The sequence below is a fragment of the Niastella vici genome (assembly GCF_002077945.1).
Taxonomy (GTDB): Bacteria; Bacteroidota; Bacteroidia; order Chitinophagales; family Chitinophagaceae; genus Niastella; species Niastella vici.
Window position 1 is genome coordinate 567,897 of record NZ_LVYD01000001.1, and the last position, 15,412, is coordinate 583,308.

Consider the following 15,412-nt stretch of genomic DNA (forward strand, 5'->3'; position numbering starts at 1 on the left):
TTTACACGGGAATATATTATGCTGCCATTCTGCTGTATAGCTGATCGCCAATAGCTTCAGCCACTTTAGGTGGAATATTATGCGCAGCAGACCCTCTGTCGATGGCGGTTATTCGCTTCGTTACCGGATGCCATCCAAAAATATACACCGGACTTCCATTCACACTTACCCGGTATTGGATTTCCATAGTGTAGGTTTGAAATGAGGTGGCTTTTACAAACAACGGAGTTTCGTCAACCACCATTTCAAACTCTTCTGTTCTTGTTACTTGCTTTTTTGTTTTCAAAAGAACCTCCCTTTTTAAAATGTAAAGAATACAGTGTTTTCCCAACAACTATGCCGGAATAGCCATGCCACACCATGGAATGGCACTGTATTTTTTTCACATTTTTTTAGTGATTCTTTCCAGAGCGTATAATGCTGCACGCCCGATGGTAAGTGGGTATTTTAAACATCAATATGAGGAACCGTAACGTTATGAACCCCTTTGTGCACGACCGGTAACACGGGTTGATTTGGCAGCTCCTTTAGAATTGCTTTTCCCTTTGGCTGGAATGGGTGATTGTTTCCCTGCAGTGGAGTTGCCTTTCTTTTTGTCTTTATTCTTATTTGTGTTAAACAGTGACATACAATTCAATTTTAACGGGTAAAGTTACAAAAGCATAATAATATGGAATCACATTCCAGGAAGTGTTCAATATAACGAATTCTCCCAAGTAAACGTATATGGCACTGTTCATTACCCTGAAATTGGGAAAGTTTTACAAAATAAAAAAAGTCATCCTGCAACAGATGACTTTTCCTTTTTCATGGCTTGAACCCTGATAGAAATACTTAAAACTTACTAACCCGGTCAATCAATGGATTCGTTCCTTGTCGTAAACTAACGCTCGTTTTTCTATAATCTTCTGTAATTCAGTCAATAGCGACCCATTCCCGACAATTATTCGGTAACACCCCACAAATTTACAATAAATTTCTTAAAATATTCTTGCTTTCAGAATTTTATTCAGAAAAACATTAGTTTTACAGAAAATTCATCGGAATGGATGTCGTTTTAGATAATACCGATCTACAGATCCTGGAACGTATGCAGGCCAATGCCCGCATTTCAAATGCCGATCTGGCCCGCGAATTAAATATGGCCCCATCAGCCGTTCTGGAACGGGTAAAAAAACTGGAGCAAAAAAAAGTGATCCAGGGGTATACCACCCAAATCAATCCCGCCACAGTTCAGCAAAAATTACTGGCCTTTATTTTTATTCGTTCCTCTGAAGGTTTTACCTGCAGCAGCAACACGGCCCAGGCATTAGCGGCTATCCCTGAGGTACAGGAGGTACATCATATTGCCGGTGAAGATTGTTATCTCATAAAAGTTCGTACGGCAGATTCTTCGTCCCTCATGAATCTGATGCGGCAGCAGCTGCAAAAGATCCCTAACATCGCATCCACTAAAACAACCATCGTTTTGGAAACCGTGAAAGAGCAACAACAATTGGTGATTCCTAAAATTTAACTGTATGTCGATTGATGCAAAAAGAAGCGCTTCTCCTTTAATGGTAGTAATTGCCTTTGCAACCGTTTACCTGGTATGGGGCTCAACGTATTTCTTTATTCAACGCGCCATTGAACACATACCACCTTTTATCCTCGGCGCCATTCGTTTTATTATTGCCGGTGGGCTATTACTCGGCTACTGCGCTATTAAAGGGGAAAAGTTATTTAATTGGTCACATATAAAACCGGCATTAGTGAGCGGTTTCCTGATGTTATTCATTGGGAACGGCGCAGTGATCTGGGCCGAACAATCACTCGCCAGTTCGCTCGTTGCCGTACTGGTTTCATCGGCGCCCATCTGGTTTGTTGTACTTGATAAACCAAAATGGAAAGAAAACCTTACCAGCCGCAACACTATAATAGGTTTGATCGTCGGCTTCATTGGCGTGATCCTGTTGTTCAGCGAGCAAACATCCAAAGCATTGGGAGCCGGCAATGGCCACCAGGTAATTGGATTGATCGTGCTGATCATCGGTGCCATGAGCTGGGCCGGCGGTTCTTTATATAGCAAATACAAATCGAAATCAAATTCTGCCACCGTAAATACGGCCTGGCAAATGTTGGCAGCCGGTATTGCTTTTATTCCGGGCAGCTTTTTAAATAACGAATGGAGCTCATTTGATATACACTCGGTAACAGCCAGCTCCTGGTTCTCCCTGTTCTACCTCATCACAATGGGATCACTGGCCGGTTTCAGCGCCTACGTTTGGTTATTGCAGGTACGGTCAGCCACACAGGTAAGCACTTATGCTTATGTAAATCCCGTTGTGGCCGTTTTATTAGGCGTGATATTCGCCGGCGAGCAAATGACCTTTTTGCAAATTGCCGGACTGGCAGTTATTCTATTGAGCGTGCTGTTGATAAACCTCGCCAAATATCGCCAGGAGAAAAAAGCAGCAGCCAATTCGGCGGCTTCTTCCATAAAGAATAATATTATTAGCGCTGACAGGCAAAAAGCGCTGGTATAAGTAAATCATAGTTAATTACAACCGGCCGGTCCCTTTCGCCGATTCGCGAAACAGGACCGGCCGGTTCTTTTTTGGCCAGGGCTCGCTCCTGTAAAGTTTTGTGTTAATTCGGCAGGCCGGCTTTTGTAGCTGTGGGTTTAATTGTATCTTGTGGTGAACCCCATTATGTTTGCCCGTCCGTAGTTTTAACGAAGGCGGGCAGAAACTTAGAACTTTTCTTCCCTACCGTTGAAAATAATAGGGCTTATTACTATTTTTAACACCGTTCCAAACATTAGCTTTTTTAATATTTAACGAGAACTGTACCTATAATCTCTGATCTATGAAAAAGGGAGTAAAAATCTTCTGGTGGGTCTTTTTTAGCGGACTGTTATTGGGGATCCTGTTAATAGTTTCCGCCAATATCGGTTTATTGGGCAAAATGCCTTCCATTAAAGAATTATCCAACCCAACCGCCCTCATTGCCAGCCAGGTTTATGCTGAAGACGGTACGCTCATGGGCAAATACCTCATCGAAGACCGTATTGATGTTGAATATAAAGATATCAGCCAGGAGGTAATAAAGGCGCTGATCGCTACCGAAGATGAACGTTTTCGTGAACATAATGGCATCGACGCTCGCTCACTCATCCGCTCCTTTGCTTCTTTTGGTACCAGTGGTGGCGCCAGTACCATTACCATGCAAACAGCCAAAAACCTGTTTACCGAAGGTTGGGGCACCCGCAATATTGTGCTGCGTATAATCCAGAAATTGAAAGAAGCCATTATTGCTGTAAAGCTGGAGCGCAATTTTTCGAAAGAAGAGATCATTACGCTTTACCTGAATACCGTTGCATTTGGAGATAATGTTTACGGCATCAAGAATGCCGCTAAAACTTTTTTCCAGAAAGAGCCTGACGAGTTAACTACTTCAGAAGCTGCCGTGCTGGTGGGCATGGTGAACGGTGAGATCTACAATCCGCGCCGTTTTCCCGAAAGGGCAAAATCAAGACGGAACACCGTATTGCACCAAATGGTTAGAAACGGTGTTTTAACCGAACCACAAGCCCTTGCATTAGACAAAGAACCCATAAAACTGAATTATAAGAAGCTGAATGAAAATAACGGGCTCGCGCCTTATTTCCGCGGCGTGTTGGGTGAGGAATTAAAAAAATGGTGTAAGGATCATGAAAACCCGGCCACCGGCAAGCCTTACAATTTATACAAGGATGGATTGAGGATTTATACCACCATCAATCCACGTATGCAGCAGTATGCCGAAGATGCCGTATCAAAGCATATTGCCTATATGCAGAAGATCCTGATAGCACAAAAGAATATCAAGAACGGGTCAGTATGGAAGGATCATGAAAATGTGCTGGAAGCAGCCATGAAACAAAGCGATCGCTGGAAGAATATGAAAAAAAATGGCGCCAGCGATGATGAGATCCGCCAGGCATTTAATACCAAAACACAAATGAGCGTGTTTGCCTGGAACAATAAGCACGAAATAGATACTTTAATGACGCCATACGATAGCATTAAATATTGCCGGGCCATGTTACAGGCCGGTTTTATGGCCATGGACCCGCAAACCGGCGCTATAAAAGCCTGGGTGGGCGGCATTGATTTTAAAACTTACAAATACGATCATGTTAACCTCAATACAAAACGGCAGGTAGGCAGTACCATCAAGCCATTGTTGTATGGAATGGCCATTGAAAATGGGGGTTTTACCCCTTCTACTCCCGTAGAAGATGTACAACAGAATTTTGAAGGGTTCGGCAATGTACCGGCTACCACAGCATCATGCTCGAACCAAACCATGCCCATGGCCGAAGCGCTTGCCCAATCACGTAACTGTGCCACCGCTTACATTATGAAACAGCTGGGCAATAAAGGCAACGACGCTGCCGTGCGCTTTGTTGAATTTTTGAAAAACGTGGGGGTGCAAACCAATATTGAACCCGTGCCGGCCATATGCCTGGGTAGTGGTGAAACCTCTTTATACGAAATGATGCAGGCATACAGCATGTTCCCGGCGGGTGGTTTTTCAGTAAAACCCATGTACCTTACCCGTATTGAAGATAAAAATGGCAACGTGCTGCAATCGTTTACTTCTGAACGTAAAGAAGTGATCAGCGCTTCTACTGCTTATAATATCATTACCATGATGAATGGGGTAATGAAGTTTGGTACTGGTAAACGGGCAGCCAGTTATGGCATCAATGTTACAAATGTTTCCGGTAAAACCGGTACCACCAATGATAACAGTGATGCCTGGTTCATGGGTTACACCCCGCAATTGTTGTGTGGCGTATGGACGGGTTGCGACGACCGCTTCATCCGCTTCAGCAGCACGGCTGTTGGCCAGGGTTCCTCTGTGGCCTTACCCGTTTGGGCTTATTTCTATTCAAGCTGCCTGAAGGATAAGAACACCGGACTGGATAGTAAGGTTGGTTTTGTTAGACCAGAGGGGATGGCCTTGGATTCAGTTCCCGATTGGACTAAAAATGCACCAACTATTATTAATGAGGGTGTCGAAAATGCTGGAGGCAGCGCCACTGCAGATGATTATAAAGACATGCCGGCGCAACCTACTCCTGCTGGTACTAAAAAAGACACCGTTCCTAAAGGTGGCGCACCCAAAGCAAGCGATTATTAATAAATGATTAAGCTATACCGGGGCCGGCTAAAAGTTTTTAGTCGGCCCTTTTTCTTTTAATTTGCTGTCCGATAATTATACCTGCATGCACAAATCATTTTTGTCAGTTACCACGGTTTTAATTTTTTCGCTTTCCTGTTTTGCACAATCAAAATATAACCCCGCAGAAGCTTTTGCACCGGGATTCTATATAAATAAAGGCAATACCATCCGGTCGGCCAATGGCGCACCCGGGCCCCACTACTGGCAAAACCGCGCTGATTATAGTTTGCAGGCAACCATTGATACCATAAAACAACAATTAACGGGCTACGCAATTATCAGGTACACCAATAACAGTCCCGATACATTGAGATCGCTCTGGCTGCAACTCGATCAGAACATATATAAAAAAGGAGCCCGCAGTAATTTCCTTTTCGATCAACAACCGCAGGAGTTTACAACCGGCTTTGAAATTGACGATGTAAAGATCAGTCAGGACCTTCCTGCAAAACCTGCCGATTATATAGTCACTGATACGCGCATGCAGATCCGGTTAAATAAAGCCCTGCCCGCAAAAACCGGTACCATCAGCATTCATATAAAATATCATTATACCATTCCCGGCGCATTTGGGGGCCGAACCGATTATGTGAAAACAAAGAACGGCACCATTTACGAAATAGCGCAATGGTATCCGCGTATGTGCGTGTACGATGATCTGCAAGGCTGGAACACATTGCCCTTTCTGGGCAGTGGCGAGTTTTATTGTGAATATGGCAATTTTGATTACCGGATAACCGTGCCCTGGAATATAATAGTGGCAGGCGCCGGTGAATTGCAAAATGCAGAAGAAGTGCTCACCAGGCAGCAAATAGCGCGGCTGGCAGCGGCCAGTAGCAGCGATAAAACGGTTATTATACGATCAGCGGCCGAATTAACTGACCCGCACAGCAGGCCGATGCAAAAAGGCATGCTCACCTGGCATTTCAAAATGAACAATACGCGTGATGTGGCTTTTGGCGCTTCTGCCGCATTTATTTGGGATGCAGCGAAAGTTAATTTACCCAATGGCAAAAAATGCATGGCCATGTCGGTATATCCTGTTGAAAGCGATGGTAACGATGCCTGGGGCCGTTCTACCGAATACCTGAAAGCTTCCATTGAACATTTTTCACAAAACTGGTACGTATATCCTTACCCTACTGCCATCAACGAAGCCGGTATTGCCGCAGGAATGGAATATCCGGGTATTTTGTTCGATGGCATCAACGATAAAGGCAGGGAATTATACTGGGTTACCGCGCATGAAATAGGCCATAACTGGTTCCCGATGATCGTTGGCTCCAATGAACGCAGCAGCGCGTGGATGGATGAAGGCTTCAATACCTTTATTGATATTTATGCATCGGATGCTTTCAACAAAGGCGAATATGCACCCAAGCGCGACAGCGAGTATGCGCCGGGTGGGGGTAATCCGGCCGATGAAATGGTGCCCTTTTTAAGCGATCCCAAAGCGCCCTCCATGATGATGGCAGCCGATGCCATTCCCGAAACCTGGCGTCATCCCATTTCTTATTTTAAACCGGCATATGGCCTGGTGCTATTGCGCGAATATATTCTGGGAAAAGACCGGTTCAATTATGCCTTCCGGCGATATATTCAGAACTGGGCGTTCAAACATCCTTCACCCGATGATTTTTTTCATACCATGGATAATGAAAGTGGTGAAAACCTCAGCTGGTTCTGGCGCGAATGGTTTTGCAATAACTGGTCGCTCGACCAGGCCATACAGCAGGTAAACGTAACCGGTAATGAGGCGCAGATCACGATTGCCAACCTCGATAAAATGGTTATGCCAGTTGTAGTTCAACTGGTATTCAATAATGGCACCACCCAACGCATTCAATTGCCTGTTGAAACCTGGTTCCAGCACACTACCTGTACTTTTACGGTTCCCACAACAGCAACGGTAACGTCGGTTACCCTTGACCCCGATCATCTGCTGCCCGATGCCAACCGGCAAAATAATGGTTGGCCTGTTAAATGATCTGAACTGTTAACTTTGTTGAAACACCGGAAAGCATGATGAGCCTGACAGAAAAAATATTATTTCTTGCCTTTGGATTGCTGATCATCATCTTTATTGCTGTTGGCTATTTGAATAAAACCGATGCTTTAAAGTTGTTGAAAGATAAATATGAAGCGGCCCTGGCTGGTGATAACAGGGAAGAAGCCATTGCCGCCGGTCAGGCCTATTACCGTTCCCTGCGCGGGGGCGAATTAACGGTTGAAGATGAAAGAATGATCTTTAGAGACGTTGCGCATTTGCCGGAACAGGAAAGTCCGGAGGACCCGGAGATATGAACCGGGGTTTCCGGTTTTCATTTCACATTTTCCGTTTCATGTTCACGACTACCATTAACCAATTTTCACCACTGACTATTCAGTTGCACCCCACATCCTGCATACATCAACCCGTTATACTTCGCTTCCACTTTATATTCATACCAGTTGTCGCTCATGCCATCGGTACAGAACTGCGGCGTAATAATTATTTGCATAGTAGCAGAATCCTTTTGCAAATTGTATAAATATTGACCGTTCTGTTGTACCGCTGCCACATAAGGGAATACAGTGGGCGCACTGCTATCGACCCGCAAAAAGTTTATCTGTTTATCCCGGTCAATTTCCATCAGCCAAAAAGGTTCGTTGCCCAGGGCAAAAAAATCAATACCGGCAGCTTTCTTTTCCATCCAGGCAATATTATCGGCGCCAATTGTTTTGCGGCTGAGGTAACTATCAGGATACAACGCATTGGGTGCGCCGGAAAGGTTTAATTCACTCAATCCTTTGTTGGTAACAGCAAATCGCCTGGTAACGGTATTATTCACCAGCAATTGCAATTGATCGTTGGTGGTTTGCCAGCGGCCTTCTGTTTCCTGGGGAACAGCTTCCCTTCCATTGAATTCATCTTTCATATGAAAGCTGTGATCGGCTAAAAACAGCATTCTGCGGGTAATGTTCCGGCAATCGTTGCAGGGAATTACTCCGGTATAATAACCAGGAATAAAAGATGTAGGTGATCCCGGTTCTTCTGTATCAACCGGCTTTGTTGTAAATGTTGTGTCAATAATGGATGTAGTATCTGCAGATGTGTGAACTGGTACGGGTAACGGGTTATTGCAGGCTATTATAACCAGCACAAACAGGCCAAAACTGGGTTTCATAAAAATTATACGTGCAAAGAATGGGCCGTTGTATTAAAATCTGGATAATTGTATAGCAGTTTTATAACGCGGAGAAAGAAAATACAAACTTCGTAAAAATACAGCTTTGGTTAAACATTGAAATTAGGGTACGGATAAATTGTCCTTTAGTAATTAGGACCCATCCTGTGTTAGCTTGCTTTGCCCTTGTGTTCCCAATATTCTTTTACAATGCGGCCATTAGCCATTTGGCGGAGACGTCGCGTAAAACGTTCTCCTTTTATTTGGCCCGAATCATCCTTACGGCCAAGGACCAGTACAATGGCATCCCCCTCCTTATCGGTTTTAAATGCCAGATCGTAATGATTACAATGCGTTTCAATAAAAGAAGATGGTTGGTACTTCTTCCGTAAAATTTTTAAAACAGGTTCTTCCAGCTCCATAGTTGTATATTTTAAACATGAGCAAATGAATTTCATTTTCATAGTTGGTGAAGGCCTGTGTTCATTACCGTTTTCGATGTTACCGTTTTTCCAATGGCTAAATGGGCCAGGGGGGAAATTTGCTATCAGTTTGGTAAGCATTTCAGCATGCTCATGATCTCTTTCGCAACCGGTTAGTGCTCCGGTTTATACGCATGTAGTAGCCTGATGAATTTTAGCGTTTAAAAACGGTTAAAATAATGATGCCAGTTCAGGGCTGTGCAAAAAGTGCATAATTTTTTTCGCACAAATGAAAAAACGTGGCATATGTTATACAAACCAGGGAAGGATTTAGAGATAAGGTGTGTTAGGTATAAATGGGCACACGTTGGCCCTGAAAATATTTAATGGAACGAGCACGGATGCTAATGCTTTAAAAATTATAGCAGGTATTTCTATCAATAAGTCTTAGGAGGGCGGCATCCGTATTTAGCCGGAACTTGTGATACATCATCTCTTTAAAGATACAACATTACCATTAAAAAAAAACAATACCTGGGGGCAGATTAACAAAGCCGGGCAATATTTTATCAAAAATCAGAGGGCGCCTTTTAATGTTTATATTCCAATATTATACTAACCACCTTTCCTCATCGTTAATTCTCAACTTTTAGCACATACACCCGTTAAAAAATACGTACTTTAATAACCAATGGATTATCTGAAAAAGTATAAGAGCTTTTTGTACAGTTATTACCTCAGTTCAGGTATACGTATTACGATTGGGGTGGTTTTACCTGCTTTAATTTTCAGCTATTTTAATATGCTGTCTGAAGGGGTGGCCATATCTCTTGGCGCTATGTGCGTAAGTGGTACTGATAACCCCGGCCCCATTCACCACAGGCGCAATGGGATGCTGATATGTTTGTTGTTCCTGGTAGTAACGGCCACATTAACCAGCCTCTCCGCCTCCTACCCTGTTTTGCTGGGCATCCTCATTACCGTTTTTTGTTTTGTTTATTCCATGATCGGGGTATACGGCAGCCGCGCCATTTCCATTGGGGTTTCCGCTTTGCTCATTATGGTTTTACAAATAGGGCATCCCGGCCAGGGCAGGGAAGTAATTATACAGGCGGCTTATATTTTACTCGGGGGTTTATGGTACACAGGTTTAAGTTTACTGTTACACAAATTCTACCCTTACCGGCTGTCGCAACAGGCCCTGGGTGAATGCATGGCGGCTACTGCCAATTACATCCGCATCAGGGCGTTGTTTTATGATGAAGACGTTGATTATGACAAGGCCTACCGGCAAATGATCGAGCAACAGGTGATCGTTCACCAGGACCAGGAACTGGTGCGGGAACTGCTATTCAAGAGCCGCTATATTGTAAAAGAATCTACCAATACCGGCCGCACCCTGCTGATGCTTTTCAGAAGCTTGATCGATCTTTTTGAAAAGATAATGACCTCGTACCATGATGACTACAAAGAGTTACATGCCGTTTTTGAAGGAACCGGGCTCATGAACCGGTACCGCCAGCTCATTCTACAGCTGGCCGCTGAGCTCGACGACATCAGCATTGCCGTAAAAAGCGGCCGCCGGTCGCGCGAAACAAAGGCGCTCGCCGACGCTATCAGGGAAGTCCGTATTTTTTATATTGAGGTAAGAAATAAAAAAAGAACGCCGGCCACGCTGGAGTATTTCATTACCATGCGGAACATCCTGAGTAATATTGAAGACATTGCCAACCGCATTCATACCCTGCATTTATATACCTCTTATCAGCAAAAAGTTACGATCACTACCCAACCCGATGATTACGACAAATTTGTTACCCGGCAGGATTTCAGCTTCAAGGTGCTTACCGATAACCTGAGCCTGCAATCCAACTTTTTCAGGCATTCATTGCGCGTAAGCCTCGCCACCCTGGCCGGCTATATTTTTTCGCTGTTCCTGCAGGTTGGCCATAACTACTGGATCCTGCTTACCATTATTGTGATCCTGAAACCTAACTACAGCCTTACCAAAAAACGAAATTTCGAAAGGTTATTTGGCACCATCGCAGGCGCTATTATCGGTTTGATCGTTTTGTATTTTATAAAAGATAAAACAGTATTGTTTTTCATTATGCTGTTGCTGATGCTGGGCACTTACAGCCTGCTTCGCACCAATTATATGTGGAGCGTAATATTTATGACGCCATATGTACTGCTGATCTTTCAGTTACTATACAATACACCTATTAAAGGCGTGCTTACCGACAGGCTCCTCGATACCACCATTGGTTCTGTTATTGCCTTTATCGCCAATTTATTACTGGTGCCGCTGTGGGAACACGAGCAGATCTCTAGTTTAATAGCCAATGCCATTGATAAAAACACCGCCTGGTTTAAAACAGTTGTTACTTCATTTATGGGCAAACCGGTGCTGCCAATGGAATACCGTGTAAGCCGCAAGGAAGCATTTGTTGCACTGGGCAATTTATCTGATGCATTTAACCGCATGCTGGCCGAACCCAAATGGCAACAAAAGAACATTAGTTTAATTCACCAGTTCGTGGTGTATAACCACCTGCTCACCTCACATATTGCCACCCTATCGCATTTCGGGCAGCAATTCGCCGCCATCAATGCCACAAAAGATTTTATACCGGTAACCAATTATATTGAAACGGAATTATCTGCATCAAAAACCATTATCAATGGGGAGGAACCGCCCGCCGATGCAACCCGGCCGCCCAACTGGCAACAGATCGATAAAAGAGTGAACACCTTAATGATAAACCGGCAAAAAGAATTACAGCTGGGTTTAACTGATACCGACACCCGCAAATTATTACTGGCTGTAAAGTCGGTTACCGATGAATTCAAGATCATTTATGATGTAACTACAGATGTGAAGAAGGTGAGTTTGCAGTTAACAGCAGCGTCATGATATTTTGAGATTTCTCGATTTTGGGATTATTGAATTATTCGGCAGATTGCGAATTACAGCAATCTCAAAATCCCTAAATCCTAAAATCAGCGATCGATTCACCGCTTTCCGCAATTCACCCAGCTTTCGTACTGTATTGCTTTTAATGCCCGGTAGCTTTGGGTATTAAAAGTATTTACCATGAAAAATTTTGCCGTGGCTACCCTGCTGGCCACCTTTCCATTTGTAGGCTCTGCCCAATTGGGCGGATTGGTGAACAAAGTAAAAAACAAAACAACCCAACGGGTCGACAAAAAAGTAGATAATGCCATTGACAAAGCGCTTGATGCAGCGGAAGGAAAAACAGTCACTACCACATCTGCATCTACAGCTTCCGGCGGAACCGCAACTGCTGAAGGCCCGGCATTAAAAAGCACTACAAAATTTGATTTCATCGCCGGCTCAACAATCTTTTATTACGAAAACTTTGAGCAGGAATCACCCGGCGAATTGCCCACCGGCTGGAACACCAATGGTACCGGTGAAATAACTACCCTCGATAAATACCCCGGCAAATGGCTCCGTGTTCATCATCCATTCACTTATCTTACCGCCAACAAAACCGAGTTTGGGGAGAATTATACTATTGAATTCGATATCATTCTGCAATTAAAAAATAATGGCTGGATGTATCCGCAGGTTTCTTTTGGCCTTTTTTCCTCAGGTACAGAACCCACGTCAGACAATGAATTTTTAAAGGACGATAACAAATATGGTTGCGTAACCGCGTTGTTCAGTCCCGGTGAATTCAAAAGCACTAAAGTGGCCCTCAAATCTTATGTAGATGGCAAAAGCTATTTTGTTGGTGAACCAAAAGCATTGCCCGAGCTTGAACAATGGTACGCACAACCGGTGCATATGGCCATTCAGGTACAAAAAGAACGCTTTCGCATGTGGGCAAATGCTACAAAGATTTTTGATGTGCCAAAAGGTGTTCCTGTAAATTATGTAATGAACCAATTGCAGATTCGCGTACACCAAACCAATTATAACGACAGTCAGTATGGTATTTATGTCAGTAATTTTAAAATGGCCAAAGGCCTGCCCGATACCCGTCACAAGCTGATCGATGAAGGCAAATTCAGCACCACTGCTATTTTGTTCGATGTAAATGCCGCCACGCTGAAACCCGAATCTTATGGCACCATAAAAGAAATTGCCGCAATATTAAAAGAATATAAAGAGGTGCGGATAAAGATAACCGGTTTTACCGATAGCGATGGTAACGATAAAGACAACCTTCAACTATCACAAAAAAGGGCCGAAGCAGTAAAGGCAGCCCTCGTAAGCGAATATGGTATTGAAGAAACACGACTTGAAACAGATGGTAAGGGCGAAGCAGAACCGGCAGCAGACAATAACTCTAAAGAAGGAAAAGCGGCCAATAGAAGAATTGAAATGAAGGTGATAAAGTAACCATGTACAGGAGCATCAGGATCCGCCCCGGCTGAGCCGGGGCGGATTTTTATTTAGTAAATTCCTTATCAGGCAACGGCACCTTCTCCCAATGCTTCCTTTATTGTTTGCCAGCGGTTATCAGGTAATGCATCGCTGGCCATCAGGTATAAGCCACGAAATGCCGGCTCAGTTGCATTGACCCGTACAAGTTTTAACCAGTTTATGATCTCCAGGTTGTTCAAGCTTTTAAGCATCCAAAAATTGCCAAGCTCCATTTCCTCCTGTGAAATATTCGCCACTATCGTTCTGTTAAGCGCCATGATCTGTCCATCATCAAAATGTTTCCATAATACGGCATTCAATAGCTGTTCTTCTTTAGCCATATGGGTTAAATTAAATACCATAAACGCTACAAAGGCATTATGAAGGGCAAGCCCGGCTTCAATGCGGTCGTTAAGGGCAATTGCCTTAGTTAACCCATCCATTAATTGCCTCAGCTGTTGCCCCAACGCATAATCTTCCTGGTGTTCCTGTTCAAAATCTTTAATTACTGCCGCATCGAATTCTTCAATAGCTGGTAAAATATAATTGTCCTCGTAATAAGCATGCTTATCAAATAGCTCCACAAGCACCTTTATTTTTTCCAGTGCTTTTGCTGTTTCTGCTGCATTGGTAAAATCAGTTTGCTGTATAATCAGTGCCGTATCGTATAAAAGAGCGCGCAGCGCTTTGTGTATCTGGTTAAAAATATTGTAACGCATATTGATTATTAGTTAATGAAGGTATATCAAAATTAAAAACCCGCCAAGCCTTACGGGGTTAAGCAGGTTTTCTCTCCTGTGACAGCTATTTCTTATTACTGGTTGATCAAATAACTACGAGGTTGTTTATTCCCCGTTTGATGATCCTATTTTCATGTAACGGTTCCAGCAATTCAGCAACATAACGGGCTACCAGCTCATTGGGATTGTAGCGGGCAAACTCACGACTGAGCGCTTCTACATTCTTTTTGTATAAGGGGTTCCCAATTACATTTTCTACTGCATGCCGTATTTGTGCCAAGTTGGGTCTTTCGGTTTTAAGGTTTATGCCCAGGTTAAAATATCCTACACGGGCGCAGATCTCGTTTTTGCCTTCATGCACGCCGGCCACAACCAATGGCAGCTTATTTTCTATCCCCAGCATTACGCCACCATAACCACCATTGGTTATATAAGCATGGGCATAAGGCATTACTTCATTAAAGGGTATGAAATCTTCAATGATCAAATTAGGGTGTGGATAAGCTGTTTTTAATTCGTGCGTCTGCGAACCACCAGTTGTACAGATCACGAGCGTATCAGTATTTTTGAGTGATTCCAGTGTAGGCACCAATAATTTCGTAACATCTTTTTCAACGGTACCCTGGGTGAGCACGACAATTTTTCTGTATTGTTTCAATCGTTCATCGAACCAGCATTGGTTGTGCTTTTGGGTTGAGTAAGGCAGCAAGGGCCCTATGAACCGGATATTCTTTCCCAGATCGCTGCGCTTATATTCAAAGGAAGGGGTGCCGCTTTGCAATAATAGTGATGACTTTTTTATTCCAATATCAAACACGGAATGGTTATGGTGCTCCAGTCCCTGTTTTTCCATGATGCGGTATAACAACCGGTTCGATCCTTTGAACAGCACCTGCTTCGTTAAATAACGCAACAGGACTTGCTTTATCTTTCCCGCAAAGGTATTCGATGGTGTAATACCCAAACCTGCTGGTGGCAGGTCCTTCGATGTTTCGGTAAGCGGAAGAACGCCAATGGCGATCACCGGTTTTTGCATTTTATCTTTTATGAACGGAATGGCCGTAAAGGCGTTATCGCAGATCAACAGATCAAAAGGGAACGTCTGGTTAATTTCCAGAATATCGGCATAGTATTCTTCGGCCTGCATTATGAACAGATGCTGGATATCGAAATTCAGTTTTCTAACCGCGTTTTTTATTTGCTTCCGTTCTGGAAATACCTGCTCAAGATTGGAACCGGTTACTTCCATTGCCTTTTGAAAAGGGTAATGGGGAATAGACAGCTTTTTTATTTTTCCGGCATATTCCTGAGCCGCATACCAACGCACATCGCAGCCCAGTTGCTGCAGGTATACCGCTATCCCGGTTAAAGGATTAAAGTGCCCGTCGGCCGGAAAATTGGCAAACAGGATCTTCTTTCCTGCCAGTGACCCAATACCCCAGGTATCCTTCATAATTGAAAAAGTTTACAGTTTTT

General features: G+C 43.7%; 13 protein-coding genes. 7 read left to right on the top strand and 6 right to left on the bottom strand.

Translation table 11 applies throughout. The annotated features are described in order from the left end of the window. Positions 1–16: 16 nt before the first annotated feature. Together A3860_RS02650 and A3860_RS40905 are read right to left on the bottom strand one after the other, a co-directional pair. Positions 17–286: a hypothetical protein gene (locus tag A3860_RS02650; RefSeq protein ID WP_143773913.1), complete on the bottom strand. Its 270-nt coding sequence runs from the start codon at positions 284–286 to the stop codon at positions 17–19. 189 nt (positions 287–475) lie between these two features. Continuing rightward, positions 476–628 carry a hypothetical protein gene (locus tag A3860_RS40905; protein ID WP_158085121.1) on the bottom strand — a complete coding sequence of 51 codons (153 nt, stop codon included), beginning with the start codon at positions 626–628 and terminating at the stop codon, positions 476–478. Positions 629–1,045: 417 nt separating this feature from the next. On the opposite strand from A3860_RS40905, the gene A3860_RS02655 reads away from it, so the two are divergent. From A3860_RS02655 to A3860_RS02675, 5 genes are all read left to right on the top strand, one after another. Continuing rightward, positions 1,046–1,516 (top strand): Lrp/AsnC family transcriptional regulator, encoded by a 471-nt coding sequence (locus A3860_RS02655; protein ID WP_081144970.1) that lies wholly within the window; start codon positions 1,046–1,048, stop codon positions 1,514–1,516. Between the two features lie 4 nt (positions 1,517–1,520). Then, entirely contained in the window at positions 1,521–2,525 is a 1,005-nt protein-coding gene (locus A3860_RS02660; protein ID WP_081144971.1) for an EamA family transporter, read from the top strand. Between the two features lie 322 nt (positions 2,526–2,847). Further along, positions 2,848–5,169, top strand: coding sequence for a transglycosylase domain-containing protein (locus A3860_RS02665; RefSeq protein ID WP_081144972.1), 2,322 nt, complete (start codon positions 2,848–2,850; stop codon positions 5,167–5,169). A gap of 85 nt (positions 5,170–5,254) precedes the next feature. Further along, positions 5,255–7,198, top strand: coding sequence for a M1 family metallopeptidase (locus A3860_RS02670; protein WP_081145161.1), 1,944 nt, complete (start codon positions 5,255–5,257; stop codon positions 7,196–7,198). A 35-nt stretch (positions 7,199–7,233) separates the two neighbouring features. Further along, positions 7,234–7,515, top strand: a complete 282-nt coding sequence (locus A3860_RS02675; protein ID WP_081144973.1) for a hypothetical protein — start codon at positions 7,234–7,236, stop codon at positions 7,513–7,515. 65 nt (positions 7,516–7,580) lie between these two features. Here the strand turns inward: A3860_RS02675 and A3860_RS02680 are convergent, their stop codons facing one another. After that, positions 7,581–8,378 (bottom strand): copper resistance protein NlpE N-terminal domain-containing protein, encoded by a 798-nt coding sequence (locus A3860_RS02680; protein WP_081144974.1) that lies wholly within the window; start codon positions 8,376–8,378, stop codon positions 7,581–7,583. 170 nt (positions 8,379–8,548) lie between these two features. Further along, positions 8,549–8,800: a hypothetical protein gene (locus A3860_RS02685; RefSeq protein ID WP_081144975.1), complete on the bottom strand. Its 252-nt coding sequence runs from the start codon at positions 8,798–8,800 to the stop codon at positions 8,549–8,551. Between the two features lie 691 nt (positions 8,801–9,491). On the opposite strand from A3860_RS02685, the gene A3860_RS02690 reads away from it, so the two are divergent. Both A3860_RS02690 and A3860_RS02695 read left to right on the top strand, forming a co-directional pair. Next, a complete protein-coding gene (locus A3860_RS02690; RefSeq protein WP_081144976.1) occupies positions 9,492–11,717 on the top strand; it encodes an FUSC family membrane protein in 2,226 nt (741 codons plus the stop codon). Between the two features lie 180 nt (positions 11,718–11,897). Then, positions 11,898–13,172 carry an OmpA family protein gene (locus tag A3860_RS02695; RefSeq protein WP_081144977.1) on the top strand — a complete coding sequence of 425 codons (1,275 nt, stop codon included), beginning with the start codon at positions 11,898–11,900 and terminating at the stop codon, positions 13,170–13,172. A 68-nt stretch (positions 13,173–13,240) separates the two neighbouring features. Here the strand turns inward: A3860_RS02695 and A3860_RS02700 are convergent, their stop codons facing one another. Then, entirely contained in the window at positions 13,241–13,915 is a 675-nt protein-coding gene (locus A3860_RS02700) for a hemerythrin domain-containing protein (protein ID WP_081144978.1), read from the bottom strand. A gap of 106 nt (positions 13,916–14,021) precedes the next feature. Continuing rightward, entirely contained in the window at positions 14,022–15,389 is a 1,368-nt protein-coding gene (locus tag A3860_RS02705; protein ID WP_081144979.1) for a glycosyltransferase, read from the bottom strand. Positions 15,390–15,412: the final 23 nt, after the last annotated feature.